Genomic DNA, 18,924 nt, shown 5'->3' on the forward strand with positions numbered 1-18,924 from the left:
GCCGGCATCTCGCCAGCACCACGCCGACCCGCGCCCGGGGCCGGGCGCCGCCCCCTCCCCACCCACCGCGCACTTGACGAAAGGTTGACCTGTTCACGGCAGATCGTTGACGCTCGGCGCCCCTATGGTCGGCCCATGCCCTCACAGCCCATCAGGCCGACCGCCCTGCCGGTCCTGCCCTACCGCAAGCCCACCCGCGGCCGGGACTACTGGGTCCTGGACAACGTCCTGCCCGACCCGGACGCCGTCCGCGAACGCGTCCTGGCCCGCGGCGACTGGACCGAGGGCTACCCGTACCGCCCCGAGACCTGGCCCGGCCTGCGCACCATGCCCGGCCTGGAACCGGACGAGCTGGCGCGGGTCGAGGCCCAGGTCCGCAAGGCCACCGGCGCCTCCCGGCTCTGGGTGCAGAGCACCCCCGGCGGCGGCACGCTCAACCACAACTGCGTCCAGGTCGTCGGCGCCGGGGAGTCGGAGTCCCGCCCGCACACCGACTCCCGCGCGCTCTGCCGCTACGCCGCCGTGCTCTACCTGAGCCCCGACGCCCCCAAGGACGCCGGCACCAGCTTCTACCGCCAGCAGTTCCCCGGCGGCCGCCTCGGGGGCAACCTGGTCAACGCCCCGCACAACAACCTGGTCGAGGCGCTCGGCACCCGCCACGTCCCCGCCGACCACTTCACCGAGGACGTCCGGGTCCCCAACCGCTACAACCAGCTGCTCCTCTACCACGCCAACCTGATCCACAGCGCCACCGACTACTACGGCGCGGAACTGGCGGACCGCCGGATGACCGCCGTGTTCTTCTGGATGGCCTGACCGGCGGACCGCGCCGGCCCGGGACCCCACGGACCGGTTCGAGCGACGCCCGCCCGGGGACGCTCCCCGCATGAACCCCGACGCCGTACCCCCCACCGAGACCGTCCGCCCCGACTGGGCCGCCATCGACCGGCTGCCGAGCGCCGACCTGCTCCGCCTGATGAACGCCGAGGACCGCACCGTCCCCGTGACCGTCGCCGGGCAACTGGTGCGGATCGCCGTCGTGGTCGACGCGGCGGCGCCGAGGATGGCGCGCGGCGGGCGGCTGATCTACGCCGGGGCGGGCACGGCCGGGCGGCTCGGGGTACTGGACGCCGCCGAGTGCCCGCCGACCTTCGGCACCGACCCCGGGCTGGTGGTGGGCCTGATCGCGGGCGGCCGGAGCGCCGTGACGGAGGCCGTCGAGGGCGCCGAGGACCGCACCGACCTCGCCGAGGCCGACGTGGCGGCACTCGCCCTCACCCCGGACGACACCCTGGTGGGCGTCTCCGCCTCGGGCCGCACCCCGTACGCGGTCGCCGCCGTGCGCGCCGCCCGGGCGGCCGGGGCACTGACCGTCGGGCTGGCCTGCAACCGTGGCTCGGCGCTGGTGGCGGCGGCGGAGCTGGGGATCGAGGTGGAGGTCGGCCCGGAGGTGCTCGCCGGGTCCACCCGGTTGAAGGCGGGCACCGCGCAGAAGCTGGTGCTCAACATGCTGTCCACCGCGCTGATGATCCGCCTCGGCCGGACGTACGGGAACCTGATGGTCGATCTGCGGGCCACCAACGTCAAACTCCGTGAGCGCGCCCGCCGGATCGTCGCGGAGGCGACCGGCGCCGACACCCCGACGGTCGAGCGCGCCCTCACCGCCACCGACGGCCGGACGAAGGACGCCGTCCTGCTGCTGCTCGCCGACGTGGACGCGCCCACCGCCGCCCGGCTCCTCACCGCCTCGGCCGGACGACTCCGCGACGCGCTCGAACTCGCCCGCCGCCAGCGCCCGTTGCCCGACCCGGGATCGCCGGAGCCGAGCAGGCCCTGACCGGAGACGGCCACGGCCATCGAGCGGTCCGGCGCCACAGCCGGTGCGCACCCTCCGCGGTTCACCGCTCCCTCAGGGCAGGGACCGGGGCCGGGAACCCACCGGGGACCCGCTACCCCAGCCGCAGGTCCGCGGCCGCCACGACCTCTCCCAGACGCGGGAAGTCCAGCTCCACCGAGGCCCGGTGCTCCGCCTCCGTCAACCCGGCCATCGCGTCCTCGACGAACACCAGCCGGTAGCCGTGGTCGGCGGCCGCGCGGGCGCTCGACTCCACGCCGAGGTTGGTCGCGATCCCGGTGAAGACGAGTGTCTCCACACCCCGGGCCTGGAGCAGTTCGTGCAGTCCGGTGCCCTGGAAGGCGCCGATGGTGCGCTTCACCACCACCTCGTCGGCCGCCGCCGCGACCTCGGCCACCAGCCCGCTGCCGGGCGGCTGTTCGGCGACGCCCGGGCGCTCGACCCGCACCGCGACGACGGGGGCGCCGGCCGCCCGGAACTCCTCGGCCAGGCGCAGCGAGGCCGCCACGACCTCCGGGCCGGAGTGCGGCGCGAGCTGGTTGGCGACGATCCGGTCCATCAGGTCGATCAGAACCAGGGCCGTGCTGCGGGGGTCAAGGGTGGTCATGGCGCTCACGCTAGCCCATCGCCCACGGCGTCCGGCCCCGCCCCTGCGGCAGCCTCATCCGCCTCCGACCCCTCCCGCCCTTCCGCCGCTTCCCGCCCTTCCGCTGCCTCCCGGGCGATCTCCACCCGGAAGCCCTCCACCAGCACCCGCAGCCCGTAGTCGAAGTCCGCGTCGTGGTCGGCCATCCGCAGCACGTCGGCGGCCTCGCGCAGCAGCGGCAGGTCGCGCAGCGCCTCGTCGGGGAACGGCGGCCGGGTGCGCTGCGCGGCGTCCTGTCGCCAGGCCTGTTCCTCGGTGACCCAGCCCATGATGTAGCGGTCGACGGTCAGCAGCAGTCGCAGCGCCGTGCGCGGGCGCAGCCCGGCCCGACACAGGGCACTCAACTGTGCCTCGACTGCAGGGAGTTCGTCCTCGGTCGGCAGGGTGCCGGCGTGCACCCGGGCGCCGTCGCGGTAGGCCAGCAGGGCGTTGCGCTTGGCCCGGGCGTCGGCGGCGATCCAGTCGGGCCAGTGCTCCGGGTCCGGCTCGCGGTCGGGCGGGAGGGCCTCGGCGAGCATCGCCTCGGCCATCAGGTCGAGCAGTTCCCGCTTGTTCTTGAAGTGCCAGTACAGCGCCGGTGACTGCACGCCGAGCTCGCGGGCGAGCCGCCGGGTGCTGAGCCCGTCGATGCCCTCCTCGTTGAGCACGCGCAGCGCGGTGCGCACCACCTCGTCGCGTTGCAGCGCCATCCGATCGGCCTCCCGGTAATCCGCTTGCGGGGCCACCTTATCGCCGCTAAGTTCCGACCCGGACTTTATCAGTGATAAGGACGCAATGACCTATCCGACGGCCACCCACCCGACGGCCACCGCCACGACTGCCACCGGCACCACGACCACCGACAGCCCCACGACACCCAAGGGCCCCGCATGACCTCAGGAACGGACCGCCGACGGTCCCGGCTGCTCCCCGACACCACGCCCTGGCGGACCTCCCGGGACTTCCGCCTCACCTGGACCTCCGGCACGGTGACCCTGCTCGGCTCGGTCTTCACCATGACCGCGATCCCGCTCCAGATCGCCGACCTCACCGGCTCACCGCTCGCCGTCGGAGCCGTCGGTGCGGTCGAGCTCGTGCCCACCGTCCTGTTCGGCCTCTACGGAGGTGTGCTCGCCGACCGCGCCGACCGCCGTACCGTCGCCCTGGCCACCGAGGTCGCCCTGGCCGTCCTGAGCGCCCTGCTGCTGGCCAACGCGCTGCTCGGGGCGCCCGCCGTCTGGCCGCTCTACCTGGCCGCCGGCCTGGCGGCGGCCGTCCAGGGCATCCAGCAGCCCTCGGTGGAGGCGATGATCCCCCGGCTGGTGCCGCCGGAGCAGCTGGTGGCGGCCGGGGCGCTGCTCTCGCTGCGCTGGAGCATCGGCGGCGTGGCCGCGCCGGCCGCCGCCGGACTGCTGATCGCGACCACCGGCGCCCCGGCCGCCTACCTGATCGACCTGGCCACCTTCCTACTGTCGATCGCCCTGCTCGCCCAGGTGCGGCCGGTCCCCACGGCACGGGACGCCGAGGCGCCGCCGCTGCGCGACTTCACCGAGGGCATCCGGTACGCGGCCCGCCGGCCCGACCTGTTGGGCACCTACCTGGCCGACCTCGCCGCCACCGTCTTCGCCCTGCCCACCGCCTTGTTCCCCTTCCTCGCCGGGGAGCTGGACGCGACCTGGGCACTCGGCCTGCTCTACTCGGCCTCCGCCGCGGGTAGCCTGCTCGCCGCCGCCACCGGCGGCTGGACGGAACGGGTGCACCGGCACGGGCGGCCGGTCCTGCTCTCCGCCGCGCTGGTCGGCGCGGCCACCGCCGCGGCCGCCGTCGCCCCGGGCCTCTGGGCCGTACTGCTCTGCCTGGCCGTCGCGGGTGCCGCCCACTGGATCGGCGACACCTTCCGCAGCGCCATCTGGAACCGGTCGGTTCCGGACGGGCTGCGCGGCCGCGCCGCCGGCCTCGAGCTGCTGATCGGCTCCGCCGGACCGGCCCTCGGCGACCTCCGGGCCGGCGGCCTCGCCGCCCGGCAGGGCATCCGGGCCGCCCTGGGCACGGGCGGGCTGCTCTGCCTGGGCAGCAGCACCCTGCTCGCCGCCGCACTCCCGGCACTGTGGCGCTACGACCAGCGCACGCCCGCCACGGCGGCCGGGTCCCGTCCCGCGCCGTGACGGCGCCGGACGACCGGACGACCGGGTCCGCCCGGCCGTCAACCATCAACCATCACCCCCCCCACCCCCGACTACCCCCCGGCCGGCAACAGGTACCCCAACTGGGAGATCACCGACCAGAGTCGGTCCGCCAGCTCGGACGCGGCCGCGACCGCCCCGACGAACACCTCGGGCGCACTCGCCGCCGCGACCAGCCCGCCCTTGGCCACCGCCCCCAGTCCGGCCACCGCACCCGCCCCGACCGCCGCCCACACCCCCAGGGCCAGCAGCCCGACCGCCCCCAGCCCGGCCAGGAACAGTTCCCCCTCGGGGGTGAACAGCCGCCGGTCCCGCTCGATCGTCACCGCCAGCTCGGGCACCAGGGTGGGCCCCAGCGGCGCCGGCCGCTGCCGGGCCCGGACCAGGTTGAGCATCGCCTCCCGGATCTTGTCCGGGAGTTGCACGGCCCGCAGCGGCACCCGGTGGATGTGGTACAGCACCAGCCCGTCGTACCCGGGACGGCCGTTGGCCGGCCTCGGGTACTCGCGGAACTCGGCCCGGTCGGTGGGCCAGTAGCAGATCCAGTCGACGTACGTCTCCCCGTTCTGCTCGGTGACGTTGACCGGCACCGGAAGGATCATCAGCCCGGCGCCGAGCCGCCAGCTGGTGGCCCCGGCGACCACCGAGTACGGCAGCTGCTTGACCGCGGTGCGCTGCAGGGCGATCAGCCGGTTCTCGATGATCCGGCCGCACGGGTCCCGCAACACCGCGATCTTGCCCTGGAGTTCGCGGTAGGTGTCGAGCGCGGTGCGCTCGGTGCCGACCTCCAGGGCCTCCATCCGCAGGTCCGGGACGTGGTTCTGCAGGCCGAGCAGGTCCGGCTTGAGCGCACCGCCCGGGGTGAGTTCGCGGATGGCCTTGACCAGTTTGACCGCCGGGGTGCTCCGGTCCTTGAGCATCCGCTTGATCGCGTCGACCTTGGCCGCCGGAAAGGTGTTGGTCAGGTCCTCCGACAGCACCTGGAGCACCATCCGCAGCACCGGGTCCTGCGGCTGGGCGGTGAGCCGCCCGTACGGCAGCGCCTCCTCGGGGCCCAGCCGGTCCCGACGGGGCGTGCCCCACCACTCGGCGATCCGGTCGAGCTGGAAGGTCACCCAGGTCGCTCCGGGGCGGGCGTCGAAGTCCACCCCGAAGTGGTGGCGCACCCACAACTCGGCGGCCAGGTACTCGAAGACCGTCGGCGGCTCCTCCCGCGCCGGCCCCAGCAGCAGACACGTGTCCTGGTCCCTGAGGAAGCTCACGCGATGTCCTTCAACGGGCTGCTCACCGCGATGTCCGTCCCCGAGGTCGGCGTGTACTCGTTCCACTCGGCGATCAGCGTGCCCCGGTGGCCGGGCCGGCGGACCGGGAACGGCGTCAGGGTGCCGTCGTGCCGGTGGGTCAGACCGCTGAGCACCAGGTGGGTGTCGTCCGGCACCCGGACCACCCGGGCGGTCTCCTGGATCCGCCGGTCGTCGTACTCGTCCACGACGACCGCGGTGCCCGGGGCGAAGCCGGCGCTGGAGGCCACCGGCACCAGCACCGGGGCGCCCCCGGCGGGCGGGTCGACCACGGCGGCACAGGTGGTGACCGCCTCGTCCTCCAGCAGCAGCGAACTGCTGCCCGGGTTGGCCGGCGGGATGCCGGGGTAGTTGCGGTCGTCGTAGGCGGCGATCTCCCGGGCGATGCTCAGGTACGGGTGGTCGGCGGGCAGTTGGGCGCCGTGGAAGCCGCCCTCGGCGAACCGCACCCAGGCCTCCTCCCAGCCCTTGCGCACGGTGAGCACCACCCGGGCGCTGCCCGCCCGCAGGAAGGCCTGGCGGTTGGCGTCGGGGTGGCTGATCCGGCTGACGAAGGGCCAGGCGGCCGGGGCGTCCCAGAAGTAGGAGTAGAGGAAGGTGACCACGTTCTCCCACTCGATGGCCTGGTTGACGAAGGCCACCTCGGCCTCGTGCCCGAGCACCGCCGCCCAGGCCGCGGCGCTCACCTTGAGCGCGCCGGTGTCGTCACCGGGGAAGCCCGCGCCGTGGCCCAGCCGGTCGGGGTCGCTCGCGACCGAGTCCTTGAAGGCGTTCACCACGTCGGAGGGCATCAGGTGGTAGTCCACGCCGAGCAGGAAGCGCAGTACGCCCTTCATGATCTCGTCGCTCTCCTCGCGCCGGAGCGTGAGGGTGTCGACCCCGTTGAGGCGTTCGCGCAGCGCGGCGGCGCGGGCGGCGAGGTCCTGCTGCTCGGCGTAGTACTTGGTCTGGGCCGCGTTGAACAGGGCCGCCCAGACGTCGTTCTGCCACTGCCGGCGGGCCTCGTCGGTGGGTTCGACGACGGCGGTCAGGTTGAGCCAGGTCTGCCGGTTGTTGACCAGGTGGAAGCTCACCGTGCACGGCCCGCCGGCGTGCCGCAGCAGGGCGCCGTTGACCGGGTCGGCGAGGTCGACCGGTCCGTGGGTGCCGAACGGCTCGTTCCACTCGGGGATGGTGCTGCCGAGCACCTTGAGGTTGTAGTTGTAGTCACCGGTGCGGCTCTCGGAGGCGAACTGGAACCAGAGGTTCTTGATCCAGTACCGGTCCGGGACGTTCAGCGGCGGCGCGTCGAAGATCCCGGCGCCGTCGTTGTTGGGCGCGGTGACGTTGACGTGGAGGTCCGGGTGCGGGCCGGGGGCGAGCGGCACCACCGCACCGTACCGCTCGGCGAGCACCAGGTAGTGCGGCTGGCTCTCGCCGGGCCGGACCTCCTCGGTGATGTCGGAGTGCGGCACCTCGAACTGGAACGGCCCCAGCTTCGCCTCGATGGCCGCGAGTTCGGCATAGGCCTGGCGCAGGGCGCCGGCCGGTTCGGGGATGGCCAGGTCGTAGGTCAGCCGCAGCCCGGAGCGGTAGAGCCGGACCCGCCACTTGCGCATCATGCTGAAATAGTCGATCCGGACCGGATCGGTGGCACTGGCGTTCTTCAAGGTGCGGGTGGTGGTCTCCGAGGAGCCGGTCACGGTGGTGGTCGTGATGGTGACCTTGTGCTCCTGCTTGGTACGCGCGGAGGCCTTCTGGGTGATCGTGGTCGCGTGCTTGCGGCTGTCGGTGGCGGACTGCGAGTCGGCGCTCTGGCTGGTCATGCCGGAGGTGGCGGAGCCGGAGATCAGCGGGATCCCGCCCGAGACGGTGCCGGTGACGTTGAACTGGTTGCTGTGCTGGAGCTGGTTGGTGGTGGACTGGGCGAGTTCGGTGTTGTCGGTGACGCCGGTCTCACTGAAGTTCTCCAGCGAGTCGGTGACGATCGAGCTGAACTCCTTGGAGGTGACGGACCATTCCTTCTGGGTGACGGCCGTCTCCTCCAATGGCGCGAGCGGGATGGTCGCGACCAGTTCGCCGCGCTCGATCCCGGCGGGGGCCATCTCCAGGCGCTCCAGGTTCATCATGCCGATCGGGTCGACGGCCGCGTTGTGGTCGTACGCGGCGTTCGCGACGGCGGCCAGCCCGGCCCGGGCCCGGCCCGCCGCAGTGGTGTCGGATCGGCGCAACTGCTCCAGCTCACGTCCGAGTTCACGCAGCGCGGGACCGTCGGCGGCGGCCAGGACGGCGGCCCGCAGCGGGCGGTCGGCGGGGTCGGCGGCGGAGGCGGCGAGCAGCTCCCAGGGCAGCTCGGCCGTCAACCGGCCGCGCAGCGCGGTCACTTCGTCCGGCCGGAGGTCGAGCCCGCGCAGGTAGGCGTGCGCGACCAGGCCCGGCCCGCCCGGCGGACCGGGCACCTTCAACGGGACCAGGGTGGCCTTGTCGATGCTGCGGGCCGCGTGGCCGAGCACCGGTGGCGACTGGTCCCCGCCCGGCCAGGGCGGCACGGGCGGTACGGGCGGCACCGGCAGACCCACCACGGCGGGCGGCGGCGCGACCCGGGGCGCGGGCACGGCCTCAGGCGCGGCCTCGGGCGCCGGCACGGCCTCGGGCACCGCCTCGGGAAAGGTCGTGAGCTCGGGTGCCTCCGGGGCGCGATCCGACATGACGGTCCCCTCCGTAATCCGTCCGGTTGCTGCCCGCCACCTACCCGGCGCCACCGGGCGGACGCGCCGCACCCGAACGGCTCGCGGAGCGCACGCCGTTGCGCGGAGGTGCACACCAACGTGCAAGACTGCCGCACGCCCTCACATCGGCCTGCACGCCCTCCGTCCGTCCTCGGCCTGGACCGACGCACCCGCCGTCCGGCCCGGGCCCCGCTCCTCACAGCGTGAGAGCCCGGGCCCCGCGCCTCAGAGCGTGAGAGCCCGCGCCGACGCCCGTACCGGGGACGGGAGTTCGGTCCGCCCGCGCAGGTAGCGGTCCACCGCCGCGGCCGCCGACCGGCCCTCCGCGATCGCCCAGACGATCAGCGACTGGCCCCGCCCGGCGTCCCCCGCGACGAACACCCCGTCGGCGGCGGTGCCGAACCCGTCGTCCCGCTCCAGCGTCCCCTCCGGCCCGATGCCCAGCCCGAGTTGGGCGTACAGCGGCTGGTCCGGCTCCGGCCCGACGAAGCCCAGCGCGAGCAGCGCCAGCTCCGCCGGGAGCACCCGCTCGGTGCCCGCCCGGGGGCCGCGGTCGCCCGGCTCGGCCTCGGCGTAGCGGACGGCCGCCAGGCGCCCGTCCGGCCCCGGCTCGAACCCGACCGTGACCGCCGCGAACACCCGGCCACCGGCCGACGACGACCGGCCCGCCTCCTCCCCCGACGACGCCCCCGCCTCCCCCGACAACGACGACGCCCCCGCCCGCCCCGCCAACTCCTCGTGCGAGGTGGTCTCCCGGTACACCTTCGGGTGGACCGGCCACGGCTGCCCCGGCCCGCGCCGCTCGGGCGGACACGGGTTGATGTCCAGCTGGGTCACCGAGGCCGCGCCCTCGCGCAGCGCCGTCCCCAGGCAGTCGGCCGCGGTGTCCCCGCCCCCGACGACGACCACCCGCCGCCCCCGCGCGGACAGCGGCGAGACCTCCCGGTCCCCCTCGTCCACCCGGTTCGCCCAGGTCAGGTACTCCAGGGCCGGGTGCACCCCGGCCAGCCCGCACCCGGGCACGGCCGGTACCCGCCAGGCACCGGCCCCCACCGCGACCACCACCGCGTCGTACCCGGCCCGCAGCTGCTCCCCGGTGACGTCCCGCCCGGCCCACACCCCGGTGCGGAACTCGGTTCCCTCGGCCCGCAGCTGCGCCAGCCGCCGCTCCAGCCGGTGCTTCTCCAGCCGGAACGGCGGGATCCCGTAGCGCAGCAGCCCGCCCGCCCGGTCGGCCCGTTCGTAGACGGTGGTGGCGTGCCCGGCCCGGGTCAGCTGCTGGGCCGCGGCCAGCCCGGCCGGCCCGGAGCCGATCACCGCCACCCGCCCGCCCGGCTCCGGCCGCTCGGGCGGCTGCGCCGCGTCCCAGCCCTCGGCCCAGGCCCGGTCGGCGATCGCCAGCTCCACGTTCTTGATCGTCACCGCGTCCCCGTCGATCGCCAGCACGCAGGCGCTCTCGCACGGCGCCGGGCAGAGCCGCCCGGTGAACTCCGGGAAGTTGTTCGTGGCCAGCAGCCGGGCGGCCGCGGCCCGCCAGTCCGCGTCCGCGACCAGCCGGTTCCACTCCGGCACCAGGTTCCCCAGCGGGCAGGCCGCGTGGCAGAACGGCAGCCCGCAGTCCATGCAGCGCTCCGCCTGTCCGCCCACCAGCGGCAGCAGCGCCCCCGGCCGGTACACCTCCCGCCGGTCCCCCAGCCGCTCCCGGGCGTCCCGGCGCGCCCGCTCCGCGCGCGGGGTGGTGAGGAAGGCCATCCGCTCTGCCATCGAGGCCTCCGGCGGGGCGTACCGAAACGGACCGGCGGCCGCCCGGCGGCGCGCCACCGTGTGGCCACCGTACGCCCACGAAGCGGCACGCGACACCCGTGCCGGCCGGGAATCCGTGCCCCGCTCTCCACTGCCGTGAGCACGCCAGGGAGAATCTCCCGCATGAGCCACACCGTGCTGATCGCCGAGGACGACCGCGCCATCCGCGACTCGCTCACCCGCGCCCTCACGCTGGAGGGCTACCGGGTGCGGATAGCCGCGGACGGCACCCAGACCCTGGCCGTCCTCGCCGAGCAGCGGCCGGACGTCCTGGTGCTCGACGTGATGATGCCCGCGCCGGACGGCCTGGAGGTCTGCCGCCGGCTGCGCGCGGCCGGCGACCGCACCCCGGTGCTGATGCTCACCGCCCGGGTCGAGGTCCCGGACCGGATCGCCGGCCTGGACGCCGGGGCCGACGACTACCTGGTCAAGCCCTTCGACGTGGACGAGCTGTTCGCCCGGCTGCGTGCCCTGCTGCGCCGCAACCCGCCCGCCGACACCCCCGAGGACGTCCTGACCGTCGCCGACCTGCGGGTCGAGCCCCCGGCCCGCCGGGCCTGGCGCGGCGGCGCCGAACTGGAGCTCTCCCGCACCGAGTTCGACCTGCTGGAGCTGCTCACCCGGCACGCCGGCGCCGTCCTCGACCAGACCACCCTGTACGAGCGGATCTGGGGCTACGACTTCGGCCCGGGCTCGAAGAACCTCGCGGTCTTCATCGGCTACCTGCGCCGCAAGCTCGACCGCCCCGGCCTCACCCCGCTGATCCACACCGTCCGCGGCGTCGGCTACACGCTGCGCGAGCCGTGACCGGCCCGGCGGCCCGCCGCCCCCGGCTGCCGCGCCCCGGCCTGCGCACCACCCTCTCGCTCGCCTTCGCGGTGATGGCGGCCCTGGTCGCGGTGGTGATCGGCACGCTCGGCTACCGCGCGGCGGCCGCGCTGATCCGCGACGACGAGTCGGACGACTTCAACTCGGCCGTCCACGCGGTCAGCGGCCAGGTGGACCGCCAGAAGCTGTTCCCTGGGGACTTCAACAGCCCGAGCGGGCTGAGCGAGCAACTGCTGCACCCGATCAGGGTCACCGCCCAGGCCCTCGACTCGCACGGGGCCATCCTCCCGGGCACCGCGCACCTCGCCCTGCCGACCACCGCGACCGACCGCGAGCTCGCCCGCGCCGACGAGCCCGCCCGTACGGTGATCGACGAGCGCCAGGTCGGCGACCGGACCTGCCGGGTGGGCGTGGTCTCGCTCGGCGGCGGCCGGGGCGCCGTCCAGGTCGTGCTGCAACTCGACGACATCGAGGAGCTGTTGGAGGTGCTGCGGCACCAGATGGCGGCCGTGGTGGCCGCCGTCGTGCTGGTGGCCGGCGGATCCGGGTGGCTGGTCGCCGGGCGGATCACCGGCCGGCTGGTCCGGCTCACCGACGCGGCCGAACGGGTCGCCGCCAGCGGCCGCCTGGACGTCCCGGTGCCCGCCTCGGGCCAGGACGAGGTGGGCCGGCTCGGCCGCGCCTTCGACCGGATGCTGGTGCGCCTGGCCACCGCCAAGGAGAACCAGCGCCGGCTCGTCCAGGACGCCGGGCACGAGCTGCGCACCCCGCTGACCAGCCTGCGCACCAACCTGTCGGTGCTGCCCAGCATCGACCGGCTGCCGCCCGCCGAACGCACCGCGCTGCTCGCCGACCTGGCCGAGGAGGCCCGGGAGTTGACCCAGCTGGTGGAGGAGCTGGTGGCCCTGGCGGCGGACCGCAAGGCCGACGAGGACCCGGTCGAGGTGGTGCTGGCGGAGGTGGTCCACGAGGCCGCCGGCCAGGCCCGCCGGCGCAGCGACCGGGAGATCACGGTGGTCGCGGACGACACCGTCGTCATCGCCCACCCGGACGCGCTGGCCCGGGCGGTGGGCAACCTGCTGGACAACGCGGCCAAGTTCGACCCGGCCGGGACGTCCCCGATCGAGCTGGTGGCGCACGGCCTCCGGGTCGAGGTCCGGGACCGCGGTCCGGGCATCGACGAGACCGACCTCGACCGGGTCTTCGACCGCTTCTACCGGGCCACCGCGGCCCGCAGCCTGCCCGGCTCGGGCCTGGGCCTGGCCATCGTCGCCGAGGTGGCCCGCTCGCACGGCGGCACCGCCTACGCCGCCAACCGGGTCGGCGGCGGTGCGGTGATCGGCTTCACCCTCGGCGGCTGAGCACGCCCGAGCAGTGGCCGAGCAACGCCTGGGCAGTGCCTGCGCAGTGCCCGGGCACGTCCGAGCACGCCGAACGGGCCCGGCGCGCACCACGCGCACCGGGCCCGTTCAGGTGCCCGACCGGCTCGGACCGGCTCAGACCGCGGCGAGCAGTCCCCGCCCGAGCCAGTCGGCGTCGTCCTTCACACCCGGCAGGACGAAGAAGTACCCGCCGCCGGTCGGCGAGATGTAGTCCACCAGCGGCTCGTCGATCAGCCGGGTCTGGGTGGCCTCGAACTGCCGCACCACGTCCTGCTGGTAGCAGCAGAACACCAGGCCCATGTCCAGGTTGCCCGCCTTGTCCACGCCCCGGTCGTAGTTGAACCCGCGGCGCAGGATGCGCGAGGCGTCGGTGTCGGCGGTGCGCGGGTTGGCCAGCCGGATGTGCGCGTTGAGCGGGATCGCCTTGCCGTCCGGGTCCTTGCCGTAGTCCGGCGCGTCGTTCTCCTGGTGCCCGTCCAGCGGCGCGCCGGTGTCGCGGCGGCGGCCGAACATCTTCTCCTGCTCGCTGAGCTTGACCCGGTCCCAGAACTCGATCAGCATCCGGATGATCCGGATCACCTGGTAGCTGCCGCCGGTCGCCCAGGCGGGCTCGCCCGCGCCGTCGGTGACCCAGATCAGCCGGTCCGTCTCGCGGGCGGAGGTGGTGTCCGGGTTGGCGATGCCGTCCTTGAAGCCGAGCAGGTTGCGCGGCGCGCCGTCCGGGCGGGAGGCGCTCTTGAAGCCGTCGATCCGCCAGAGGATCTGCATCGCCCCGCGGGTGTGCCGGGTTATGTCGCGCAGCGCGTGCAGCACGGTGTCCTGCTGGTCGGCGCAGATCTGCAGCGAGAGGTCGCCGTGCAGTTCGCCGGGCTGGAGGTTGTCGTTGGGGAAGGTCTTCATCGGCGTCAGCTTGACGGGCTTGGCCTTGGCGAGCCCGTAGCGGTCGTCGAACAGCGAGGCGCCGACGCCGACCGTGACGGTGAGGTTGTCGGTGGGCACGGTGGGGCCGAGGATGCCGCTGTCCGAGGGCGGGGCGCCGACGCCGAGGTCGGGCGGGGTGCCGCCGGCGGTGAGCAGGCGGATTCGCTCGGTCAGGGTCTTGAACAGGTCCTCCAGGCCCTTGCGGTCCTGGGCGATGACCTGGCAGGAGACGAACGCGGCGAAGCCGGGGGCCGGGGTGATGACACCGGCCTGGTGGGCGCCGTGGAACGGGACGACCCCGTTTGCCGGCTGGTGGGTGTCCCCGGCGGCGGCCGGTTCGGCCCCGAGGGTGAACGCCCCGCCGGCCAGCACGGCGGCCCCGGCGCCCGCGCCGAGCGCGGCCCGGACGAAGCTGCGCCGGGCCGGACCGGCCGGGCAGCCGCCCTGGTCGGCGTCGGCGACCGTCTCTGCGACCGGCCCGGCGACCGACTGGGCGACCGGTGCGGCGGCGGCGGCAGCGGCGTGCGGGAACGGGCAGGAGCCGGTGGCTGCGGTGTGGTCGGTCATCAGGCGGCCTTCCGGATCTCGAGCAGGGCGGGGATGGGCGAGAGGTCTTCGAGCAGCTGGCCGGTGGCGCCGTTCAGCTGGCGGCGGGTGCCGTCGGGCAGCTTGTCGAGCGGGGTCCAGCCGTCGGCGGTGTGCGCCGCGGCGACGAGGTCCCCGACCCGCTTCATCCCGGCGTCGACCCGGACCAGCACCTGCGGGTCACGCTCGTCGAGCAGCGGCCGGAGCAGGGTCAGCAGCTCCTGGGTGCCGGCCAGGTTGGCCTGGGTGGTGGCGAGGTTGGTGCCGCTGCCCATGTCGGTGTCGCCGGTCAGCTCGAACTGGAGGGTGTTCTCCAGGATCTCGTGGGCGCGCAGCGGGAGGTCGCCCGGGTCGAAGTCCTGGGTGGGGAAGTCGTGCACCAGCTTGGCGACGTTCTGGGCGAGTTCGTCGGCGACCGGCGTCAGGTCGGCGGCGGACTGGCCGTGCCAGAGGCCGTACTCCAGGCGCAGGAAGCCGGTGAAGCCCGGGTCCTGGGCCTTGTCGGCGTAGCCGTCGGCGCGGCCGTCGATCTTCTTGTCGAGGTCGGCGAAGGTGCCGTAGGCGGCGCCGAGCGAGGCGTACTGGAGGTGGGCGGTGAGCCAGTCCGCCTTGGCGGCGTTGAGGTCGCCGCCGTGCACGTCGGTCTGGATCTTCTGGGTCTGCGTCATCAGGGTCGCGAGGCCCTTGGTGACGTAGTCCTTGTAGCTGTCCAGCGGGGCCTTGAGGTCGTCCTCGGAGACCGGCTTGACGGCCTTGACCTCGGCGCCGCCGGAGACGTGCACGGTGGCGGAGGTGGCGGTGGTGCCGCCGGTGGGCACGCAGCGCCAGGCGTAGTCGCCGGAGCCGATGGTGGCGGTCAGCGCCCGGGTGGTGCCGGGGGCCAGGCCCTCGATCTCGCCGTAGACCGCGCCGGTGCCCGGGTTGACCAGGTAGACCTCGGAGACCTTGTCGCCGGTGTTGTGCATCTGGAACACCTGCTGGCCCGGCTGGGGGTTGCCGAAGCCCTTGCCGCACTCCTTCTCGGAGACCGCGACGGTGGCGGAGCTGTCCTGCTTGCCGTCGCTGACGGCGATCACGGCGCCGGCCACCACGACCGGTACGGCGACCAGCGCGGTCGGCAGCACCCAGCGCGGCCGCCCGGTGCGCACCGGCCCGGCCTGCTCCGCATCCGCCGCATCCGCCGCGGGCTTCGCCTCGACCGCCGCCGCTGCGGCCGCAGCCGGGGCCGGAGCCGGAGCCGCCTTGCCGCCGCGCACGCCCTCGATGAACAGGGTCATCACGATGCTCAGGTAGGCGATGTAGCCGACGACCTGGAGGACCGTCATGGTGACGGTCAGGTTGAGGGTGCCCTGGACCAGCGTGGCGTACCAGGACGAGGCGTCCAGGTGCCCGCTCAGGTCGAAGGCGTACGAGCTGCCGCCGCCGACCAGCCCGGACTCCTGGAGGTCGCGCAGGCCGTAGCCGAGCACGCCCGCGGCGACCACGATCAGGCCGGCGCCGGTGATGGTGAAGAACTTGGTGAGGTTCATCCTGAGGGCCCGGCGGTACAGGCCCCAGCAGAGCGCGACGGAGAGCAGCAGGCCGACGGCGGCGCCGATGATCGGCCCGGTGGACTCCCCGGCGGTGCGGGCGTTGGTCCACAGGAAGAGCGAGGTCTCCAGGCCCTCCCGGGCGACGGCGAGGAAGCTGGTGAGCACCAGCGCACCCGCGCCCATGGCCAGCGAGGCCTGGACCTTCTCCTTGATGTCGGCGGAGAGGGTGCGCGCGGAGCGGCGCATCCAGAACACCATCGCGGTGACGAAGCCGACCGCGATCAGGCTCAGCACCCCGCCGAACGCCTCCTGGGCGTGGCCGGAGAGGTTGGCGGCGGTGAAGGTGAGTACCGCGCCGAAGCTGAGGCTGAGTGCGACGGCCGCCGCGACGCCCGTCCAGACCTGGGGGAGCCGGCCCTTCTGACCGGCCCGCACCAGCGTGGCGACCAGGATCGAGACGATCAGGCCCGCTTCGAGTCCCTCGCGCAGCCCGATCAGAAAGCTCGGAAACGCCTCATCCCACATGCAGCGGGCTCCTCCCCCGGGCCGCCCCGGGTCGTACCTGTCTGGAGTGCGCCGCCGCGGCGGCGGCGGAACGGCACGGCGAACGCCCCGGACACCGTGGTCCAGGGCGTTTCGCTTAGCTTAGGCAAACCTTAGAGGGACGGCGGTCAACTGCACCCCCCGTTCAGGTAAGGGTTCGGTATGGGAACACCCATGCTCCGGCCAACTCCGCACGTCGGAGCCGTCGGAGCGGTCGGGACCGTCCGCGGCCGGGCCGGGTCACCCCCACCACTGCTCGGGTGCCACCCCGGGCCCGGGCTCCGGAGGGACCATCACCGGTTCGGCGCAGCGCACCAGCAGCTCCCCCTCCTCCGTTCCGGTGACCAGGAAGCCCCGCTCCCGCAGGACGAGTGCGGCCGCCCCGCTCAGCGCCGCCCGCGCCGACCCGGAGGGCTGACCGTCCGTCTCCACCCCGGGGGACCAGCCGACCGCCACCCCCTCGGGGTGACGGTCGATCGACAGCGGCGAGGTGCCCGGCGTGGTGTCGAACCCGGCGCGGGACAGGGCCTCGGTGACGGACTCGAGGAGTTCACGGTGATCCACCATTGGCGCAGCGTAGGCCCGGCCCCGTGCGGCACCCGGACGCGGCACGCGCCGAAACGGTTCAGCTGCACCCGGGCGCAGCATCACCACCGCCCGCCCCGACCGGCGGCCAGCCGATCGGGCGTCAGCAACCCCCGTCCGGCCCGACACGAGCGGCCGGACGGCCCGATGGACGTGCACAGTCGGCCCCCTGCCGACAGCATGACAGAGTAAGCGCTCCATCACCCTGAGCAACGGGTCCAGTGAACCGCCCAGGTCCGCGCGCCGGTCCCCCCGGCGGACCCGTATCGAGAGGTCCCATGATCACAACACTTCGCCGGCCGGCGTCCTCGCCGACGGGCCTCCACGCCGGCACGCCGAGAACGCCGGGGAGCCCGTCGTGAGAACCGACCAGCAGTCGCAGCCGGGACCGGTGACCAGTACCCGCGCCAAACCGGCCAACCCGGCCGAAGCCCTCGCCGACTGGACCGACGGCCGGCTCGGCATCTACTCCCTCGCCAAGGCCAACCTGCGCAAGATCTTCCCGGACCACTGGTCCTTCATGCTGGGCGAGATCGCGCTCTACACCTTCGTCATCATCATCCTGACCGGCGTCTGGCTGACCCTCTTCTTCAATCCGAGCATGGGCGAGGTCGTCTACGACGGCTCCTACGTCCCGCTCAAGGGCATCCGGATGTCCGAGGCCTACGCCTCGACGATCAACATCAGCTTCGAGGTCCGCGGCGGCCTGCTGATGCGCCAGATCCACCACTGGGCGGCCGTCGTCTTCATCGCCTCGATGCTGACCCACATGCTGCGGGTGTTCTTCACCGGCGCCTTCCGCAAGCCCCGCGAGATCAACTGGATCTTCGGCGCGCTGCTGCTGTTCCTCGGCATGTTCGACGGCTTCATGGGCTACTCGCTGCCGGACGACCTGCTCTCCGGCACGGGCATCCGCTTCATGGAAGGCGCCGTGCTGGCCGTCCCGATCGTCGGCACCTACCTGCAGTTCTTCATCTACGGCGGCGAGTTCCCGGGCACCGACATCATCCCGCGGCTGTTCACCGTCCACATCCTGCTGATCCCGGGCATCATGGTGGGCCTGCTCGCAGCGCACCTGATCCTGGTCTTCTACCACAAGCACACCCAGTTCGCCGGGCCCGGCCGCACCAACGACAACGTGGTCGGCATGCCGCTGATGCCGGTCTACATGGGCAAGGCCGGCGGCTTCTTCTTCCTGGTCTTCGGCGTGATCGCGTTCATGTCGGCGATCGCCACCATCAACCCGATCTGGGCGTACGGCCCCTACCGGCCGGACCAGGTGTCCACCGACGCCCAACCGGACTGGTACATGGGCTTCTCCGAGGGCCTGATCCGCGTGATGCCGGGCTGGGAGATCAGCGTCTGGGGCGGCCACACCCTGAACCTCGGGGTGTTCATTCCGCTGATGGTCTTCCCGACGGTACTGCTCGCCATCTGGTGCTGGCCGTTCCTGGAGGCCTGGGTCACCGGGGACCGCGGCGAGCACCACATCGCCGACCGTCCGCGCAACCACCCCGTCCGCACCGCCTTCGGCGTGGCCTGGATGGGCCTCTACCTGATCCTGCTGGCCGGCGGCGGCAACGACCTGCTGGCGACCCACTTCCACCTGTCGATCAACGCGATCACCTACGCCGTGCGGATCGGCTTCTTCGCCCTCCCGGTGGCGCTGTTCGTGATCACCAAGCGCTGGTGCCTGGGCCTGCAGCGGCGGGACAAGGAGAAGGTGCTGCACGGCCGGGAGACCGGCGTGATCAACCGGCTGCAGCACGGCGAGTTCATCGAGGTGCACGCGCCACTGCCGCCGGGCCGGGTCTACACCCTCACCTCGCACGAGCAGCCCGAGCCGGTCGAGCTGCAACCCGAGGTGGACGAGAACGGCGTCGCCCGCCGAGCCGGCCTGTGGACCCGCACCCGGGCCAAGCTGTCCCGCGGCTTCTACGGCGAGGGCAGCCAGATCGCCAAGCCCACCGTCGAGGAGCACGAGGAGATCACCAGCGGCCACGGCCACCACTGACCGCGCTCCCGGCACGACCAGGGCCCGCTGCACCGGAGACGGCGCGGCGGGCCCTGGTC

Annotated in this window: 14 protein-coding genes; 6 read left to right on the forward strand and 8 right to left on the reverse strand. The window is 73.7% G+C overall.

Going from position 1 to position 18,924, the window contains the following annotated elements; genetic code table 11:
• Positions 1-135 precede the first annotated feature (135 nt).
• Both AB0F71_RS32680 and murQ read left to right on the forward strand, forming a co-directional pair.
• Positions 136-816, forward strand: a complete 681-nt coding sequence (locus AB0F71_RS32680; protein WP_360242241.1) for a DUF6445 family protein — start codon at positions 136-138, stop codon at positions 814-816.
• Between the two features lie 70 nt (positions 817-886).
• Positions 887-1,837 (forward strand): N-acetylmuramic acid 6-phosphate etherase, encoded by a 951-nt coding sequence (gene murQ / locus AB0F71_RS32685; RefSeq protein ID WP_360242244.1) that lies wholly within the window; start codon positions 887-889, stop codon positions 1,835-1,837.
• A gap of 112 nt (positions 1,838-1,949) precedes the next feature.
• On the opposite strand, the gene AB0F71_RS32690 is transcribed toward murQ, so the two are convergent.
• A complete protein-coding gene (locus tag AB0F71_RS32690; RefSeq protein WP_360242247.1) occupies positions 1,950-2,462 on the reverse strand; it encodes an isochorismatase family protein in 513 nt (170 codons plus the stop codon).
• Between the two features lie 5 nt (positions 2,463-2,467).
• Positions 2,468-3,190, reverse strand: coding sequence for a TetR/AcrR family transcriptional regulator C-terminal domain-containing protein (locus AB0F71_RS32695; RefSeq protein ID WP_360242250.1), 723 nt, complete (start codon positions 3,188-3,190; stop codon positions 2,468-2,470).
• 180 nt (positions 3,191-3,370) lie between these two features.
• Here AB0F71_RS32695 and AB0F71_RS32700 point away from each other — a divergent pair, with 180 nt between their 5' ends.
• Positions 3,371-4,645 (forward strand): MFS transporter, encoded by a 1,275-nt coding sequence (locus tag AB0F71_RS32700; RefSeq protein WP_360242253.1) that lies wholly within the window; start codon positions 3,371-3,373, stop codon positions 4,643-4,645.
• Positions 4,646-4,716: 71 nt separating this feature from the next.
• Here AB0F71_RS32700 and AB0F71_RS32705 read toward each other — a convergent pair whose 3' ends face one another.
• The 3 genes from AB0F71_RS32705 to AB0F71_RS32715 all read right to left on the reverse strand — a co-directional run bounded on the left by AB0F71_RS32705 (position 4,717) and on the right by AB0F71_RS32715 (position 10,436).
• Positions 4,717-5,925, reverse strand: a complete 1,209-nt coding sequence (locus tag AB0F71_RS32705; protein WP_360242256.1) for a hypothetical protein — start codon at positions 5,923-5,925, stop codon at positions 4,717-4,719.
• A complete protein-coding gene (locus AB0F71_RS32710; protein ID WP_360242259.1) occupies positions 5,922-8,651 on the reverse strand; it encodes a hypothetical protein in 2,730 nt (909 codons plus the stop codon). The genes AB0F71_RS32705 and AB0F71_RS32710 overlap by 4 nt, the downstream gene beginning before the upstream one ends.
• A gap of 246 nt (positions 8,652-8,897) precedes the next feature.
• Positions 8,898-10,436 carry a glutamate synthase subunit beta gene (locus AB0F71_RS32715; RefSeq protein WP_360242262.1) on the reverse strand — a complete coding sequence of 513 codons (1,539 nt, stop codon included), beginning with the start codon at positions 10,434-10,436 and terminating at the stop codon, positions 8,898-8,900.
• A 162-nt stretch (positions 10,437-10,598) separates the two neighbouring features.
• On the opposite strand from AB0F71_RS32715, the gene AB0F71_RS32720 reads away from it, so the two are divergent.
• On the forward strand, positions 10,599-11,282 hold the full coding sequence (locus AB0F71_RS32720; protein ID WP_360242265.1) for a response regulator transcription factor: 684 nt from the start codon (positions 10,599-10,601) through the stop codon (positions 11,280-11,282).
• Complete coding sequence (locus AB0F71_RS32725; protein ID WP_360242268.1) at positions 11,279-12,664, forward strand: ATP-binding protein; 1,386 nt, start codon at positions 11,279-11,281, stop codon at positions 12,662-12,664. Before AB0F71_RS32720 ends, AB0F71_RS32725 begins: the two co-directional genes overlap by 4 nt.
• Positions 12,665-12,799: 135 nt before the next feature.
• On the opposite strand, the gene efeB is transcribed toward AB0F71_RS32725, so the two are convergent.
• The 3 genes from efeB to AB0F71_RS32740 all read right to left on the reverse strand — a co-directional run bounded on the left by efeB (position 12,800) and on the right by AB0F71_RS32740 (position 16,833).
• Positions 12,800-14,173 (reverse strand): iron uptake transporter deferrochelatase/peroxidase subunit, encoded by a 1,374-nt coding sequence (gene efeB, locus AB0F71_RS32730; protein ID WP_360242271.1) that lies wholly within the window; start codon positions 14,171-14,173, stop codon positions 12,800-12,802.
• Entirely contained in the window at positions 14,173-16,248 is a 2,076-nt protein-coding gene (gene efeU, locus AB0F71_RS32735) for an iron uptake transporter permease EfeU (RefSeq protein ID WP_360242274.1), read from the reverse strand. Before efeU ends, efeB begins: the two co-directional genes overlap by 1 nt.
• Before the next feature lie 258 nt (positions 16,249-16,506).
• Positions 16,507-16,833 (reverse strand): hypothetical protein, encoded by a 327-nt coding sequence (locus AB0F71_RS32740; protein ID WP_360242276.1) that lies wholly within the window; start codon positions 16,831-16,833, stop codon positions 16,507-16,509.
• 409 nt (positions 16,834-17,242) lie between these two features.
• Between AB0F71_RS32740 and AB0F71_RS32745 the strand changes: the two genes are divergently transcribed.
• Positions 17,243-18,865, forward strand: a complete 1,623-nt coding sequence (locus AB0F71_RS32745; protein WP_360242279.1) for a ubiquinol-cytochrome c reductase cytochrome b subunit — start codon at positions 17,243-17,245, stop codon at positions 18,863-18,865.
• Positions 18,866-18,924 lie beyond the last annotated feature (59 nt).

The sequence above is a fragment of the Kitasatospora sp. NPDC028055 genome, assembly GCF_040637885.1.
In the GTDB taxonomy this organism is placed as follows: domain Bacteria; phylum Actinomycetota; class Actinomycetes; order Streptomycetales; family Streptomycetaceae; genus Kitasatospora.

Coding starts and splice junctions, on each gene's coding strand:
- AB0F71_RS32715 (WP_360242262.1), bottom strand. CDS start 10,436: ATGGCAGAGCGGATGGCCTTCCTCACCACCCCGCGCGCGGAGCGGGCG.
- AB0F71_RS32690 (WP_360242247.1), bottom strand. CDS start 2,462: ATGACCACCCTTGACCCCCGCAGCACGGCCCTGGTTCTGATCGACCTG.
- efeB (WP_360242271.1), bottom strand. CDS start 14,173: ATGACCGACCACACCGCAGCCACCGGCTCCTGCCCGTTCCCGCACGCC.
- AB0F71_RS32680 (WP_360242241.1), top strand. CDS start 136: ATGCCCTCACAGCCCATCAGGCCGACCGCCCTGCCGGTCCTGCCCTAC.
- AB0F71_RS32720 (WP_360242265.1), top strand. CDS start 10,599: ATGAGCCACACCGTGCTGATCGCCGAGGACGACCGCGCCATCCGCGAC.
- efeU (WP_360242274.1), bottom strand. CDS start 16,248: ATGTGGGATGAGGCGTTTCCGAGCTTTCTGATCGGGCTGCGCGAGGGA.
- AB0F71_RS32695 (WP_360242250.1), bottom strand. CDS start 3,190: ATGGCGCTGCAACGCGACGAGGTGGTGCGCACCGCGCTGCGCGTGCTC.
- AB0F71_RS32740 (WP_360242276.1), bottom strand. CDS start 16,833: ATGGTGGATCACCGTGAACTCCTCGAGTCCGTCACCGAGGCCCTGTCC.
- murQ (WP_360242244.1), top strand. CDS start 887: ATGAACCCCGACGCCGTACCCCCCACCGAGACCGTCCGCCCCGACTGG.
- AB0F71_RS32700 (WP_360242253.1), top strand. CDS start 3,371: ATGACCTCAGGAACGGACCGCCGACGGTCCCGGCTGCTCCCCGACACC.
- AB0F71_RS32710 (WP_360242259.1), bottom strand. CDS start 8,651: ATGTCGGATCGCGCCCCGGAGGCACCCGAGCTCACGACCTTTCCCGAG.